3 protein-coding genes are annotated in these 3,544 nt (G+C 62.0%); all 3 read right to left on the reverse strand.

Annotated elements, in window-relative coordinates:
- Positions 1-159: 159 nt before the first annotated feature.
- The 3 genes from C7G61_RS42210 to C7G61_RS42220 are packed head-to-tail and all read right to left on the reverse strand — an operon-like array spanning position 160 to position 3,283.
- Positions 160-1,167, reverse strand: a complete 1,008-nt coding sequence (locus tag C7G61_RS42210; RefSeq protein WP_108523364.1) for a tyrosine-type recombinase/integrase — start codon at positions 1,165-1,167, stop codon at positions 160-162.
- Positions 1,164-2,078: a tyrosine-type recombinase/integrase gene (locus C7G61_RS42215; RefSeq protein ID WP_108523365.1), complete on the reverse strand. Its 915-nt coding sequence runs from the start codon at positions 2,076-2,078 to the stop codon at positions 1,164-1,166. The genes C7G61_RS42210 and C7G61_RS42215 overlap by 4 nt, the downstream gene beginning before the upstream one ends.
- The gene (locus C7G61_RS42220; protein ID WP_108523366.1) at positions 2,072-3,283 is read right to left on the reverse strand and encodes a tyrosine-type recombinase/integrase; all 1,212 of its coding nucleotides are present in this window, start codon (positions 3,281-3,283) and stop codon (positions 2,072-2,074) included. Before C7G61_RS42220 ends, C7G61_RS42215 begins: the two co-directional genes overlap by 7 nt.
- Positions 3,284-3,544: the final 261 nt, after the last annotated feature.

Genomic DNA, 3,544 nt, shown 5'->3' on the forward strand with positions numbered 1-3,544 from the left:
TGTCCCCGGCACCAACGTACGCGCACGCGTCACAAGGCGCCCACCCACCGATTCACGACCGAACCATGAGGATATGGACTGCCTGGACAATTTATGCGAACGAGGGGCTGCACCGGGAGGACCTCGACGGATCGCGACCACTCGGTGCAGATCGGCTTTTCACGCCGGCGGCGGCGATATATCCGCCAACAAAGAGGCAATCAACGCATCCGGAGCTTTGAACCGTCCGCGCCGCAGTTCCGGCGGAACGACCGCTTCAACCGCCTCCAGCTTTTCGGTGGGGTCCATGCGCAGGTAGACCTCCGTGGTGCGGATATCGGCATGGCCCAGCCACAAGGCGACCTTTCGGATGTCGTGCGTGGCTTGCAGCATGATCACCGCGCAACTGTGGCGCAGCTGATGAGGCGATATCGAACGGCCGCGTAGGGACGGACACGTCTCGGCCGCCGCCCGAGCATGCTTCTCCAGCACATATTCGAAGCCGGCTCGCGTCATTGGCGTCCCTTCGGCATTGACGAAGAGCTCGGGCACACGAACCGAGCCCCGCAGCGTCAGCCACGCCCGCAGATCGGCCGCGGTTTCTTTCCAGAGTGGAAGACATCGCTCCTTGCGACCCTTTCCCAGGACCAGAAGGCTCGGCGGCCGCTGCAGGGATAGATTCGCCATCATGGCCCCGACCAGTTCCGAGACGCGCAGTCCGGCCGCGAAGCAAAGATGCATCATCGCCCGATCGCGTACGCCCAGACGTGTCGTGAGGTCCGGCGCATTCAGGATCGCGCGCACCTCCACCATGATCAGGTGACGGATGAGCTTCTGATCGTGGCGCTTGACGGGGATGGCGTGGATCTGACCGATCTGCTCCAGAGCCGAAGGCACCTGGTATTCGACATAGCGCATGAACGTCTTGATCGCGGCAAGACGCAGATTGCGGGTGGTGGCTCCATTGCCGCGCTCGCGCTCGATGTGAACAAGGAAGTCCAGGATCAATGCCGCATCGAGTTGTTCGATGTGAAGCTGCGATGGCATGGTCCGGATGCGCTTCGCCGCGAAGGCGAACAGGAGCCGGAAGCTGTAGGCATAAGCCTCGCAGCTATGCGGGCTATAGCCCCGCTGACGGGGCATGTAGTCGCGCATGAAGCCGGTGATCAAGGGGGCAAGGAGGGTCATAGGGCCTCCCCCATGATCAAGGTTTCGGCCGCGGCGGCGATGTCGGTCATCAGCTCCGGTGTCGCCTGTAGATACCAGTAGGTGTGCTTGATATCGACATGACCCAGATAGGTCGCCAGGGCAACGAAGTGCCGGGCGACCGCGTCGCGCTTCGTGTTGCATTGCTCCAGAACATGCGTCGCGAAGCTATGGCGAAGGTCATGAATGCGTGGCCGTCGGGACCGCTCCGGAGCAATATTCGCAATCCGCAGGATGCAACGGAATGTATAGTTCACCGTGCTGGAGGCGAGTACCTTACCTTTCACGGATGGGAACAGGTGATCGTCCGATCCTGCGACAAGGCGGCGCCTGTCGAGGTAGCGGTCGAGAGCCTCCACCACGGTGGTGTGCAACGGCACGAGCCGGCTCTTGCCGAACTTGGTGTCGCGGATATGTAGAACGCCGCCGGCCAGAATGTCGCCAAACCGGAGTTCGAGCGCCTCAGATACGCGCAGCCCCGTGGCGGCGATAAGTCCGAACAGCATAACATAGAGCTGCCGGCGCAAGGGATTGGGCTTCTGCCGTCGGAGCTGACCGGCAGCATCAAGGATGCGGGTCAACTCATCCCGGGTGTAGATATACGGAACAGGCCGCGATGCGCGTTCGGCAAAGAGATTAACCGGCACCTCATGTTTGGCATTCTCGGCCCGCAAAAAAAGCGCGAGGCGTCCTACATCGCCGAGGCGGCGATGCCGGGCGCCCCGTGTTGGTGCCATCGTCGCCCATTCCAGCGCCGTGGCCGCGCTGACATAGATCTCTCCCTTTTCCGATGCAAAACGGGCAAAGGATTGAAGATGTCGCGACGGCTTTCGGAGCTTGAAGCCGAGTGTCCGGCGAAGCTCGATGTAACGTTCCGCATCGTCGCTCAGCATGGCAGCCTCCCGACCCAGGGCTGCGCGATCTCCGACAAGAGGGCGAAGTCCACCTTGGCGTAGTGCATCGTCACCGCCGGTGATCTGTGACGTAGAACCGCGCCGACACCGGTCAAACTGACGCCGTGCCGCAGCATCGCCGTGGCCGCGGAATGACGCAGCACATGGGCGCCGCGATGAATGCTTTCGATCCCGGCTCTGAGCAGCGTGCGACGCACGATGCATTTGACGGCGATGCGGCTCAGCGGTCGAACTGGCGCAGCTTCGGTGATGAACACGCGAGGTGTCGGCAACCGTGGCCTAGCCCGCTCGATGTAGGCGATCATCGCGTCGCCGACCTCTTGGGTCAGCGGAAGCCACTCCTCGCGGCGGGATTTGCCTGCAACGGCAATACGCCCGTTTCGCCAGTCGACATCGGCCAATTTCAGGTTGGCCACCTCGCTGGCCCGCAGCCCGAGACGGGCAAGAAGCAGAATGATCGCCTTGTCGCGCAACCGGCCTTCGTCCTCGCAAGCTGCGATGGTGCGGTCGATATCATCGTCGGCAAGGAATTTCGGAACCGACGCCAATTGCCAGTTGGCGAAGCCGGGAACAGCATAATCCCGTCCCACCGGGCATTTTCCAGTTGCCACCAGGAATCGGAGGAACGCGCGCGTCGCAACGGCAATCGATTTGGCGCGCCCGCGGCTGTGCGGCTTGGCCCGTTCAAGGACGAAAGCCCGGATTGCATGAGCGGTAAAAACTGTCGGGTTGTCGCCGAGCGCTTTGAGAAGATCGACCAGGATCGACTGATAGGTATCGAGCGTCGAGTTGGCGACACCCCGTTGGTCACGCATCCACCGCCGGAATGCCGCAAGGAGCGGCCAGATATCTGTCGGCGATGGCGGTGGTGCCGATCGGGGAAGGGTTTCTCGATCTCGAAGATAGCGGATGAACAGCCGACCTGCGCCGGCGTATGCGCGGATGCTCTTCTTCCCTTTGAAGACCGCCGTGGATGCGGTGAGCCCGTCCAAAATATTGTCGAGCGCAAAACCTGCCGCATGCATCCAGTCGGTCCAGCCTGCGAGTAGCCTCACCTGCTCTTCAATGGTGCTCGGCGTGTATCCATGGTCTTGAAGCCAGTGCTCGAAGCCATCGACATACGGTTTCGCAAAGTGCAGCCGACTCTCTACGCTGTTCCAATGCCTGCGCTTCTGCTTCGGCATGATTGCCTCCTTTGTTTGCTGGAGGCCACAGCATGCGGCGTCTCACGTCCTGCGGATCGCGGGGTGCCGAGACAAACCCGCCTGTCCACAGATGATCGGTGCCATTTTGGACCCAGTGCGCATCTCGCTCAGTGTTCTCTCGGTCGCTTCCGAGCGCGCTTCGCGATTGCCCCCCGGGCACGGATGCGGCCGGACCTTCTCGTTCGCTCGGGTGCCGGATGGGTGTGCTTATGCATCACAGAGCGGTTGGTGCCGGGGACG

Origin of the sequence: Bradyrhizobium algeriense (assembly GCF_003062295.1) — a bacterium.
Lineage (GTDB): Bacteria > Pseudomonadota > Alphaproteobacteria > Rhizobiales > Xanthobacteraceae > Bradyrhizobium > Bradyrhizobium algeriense.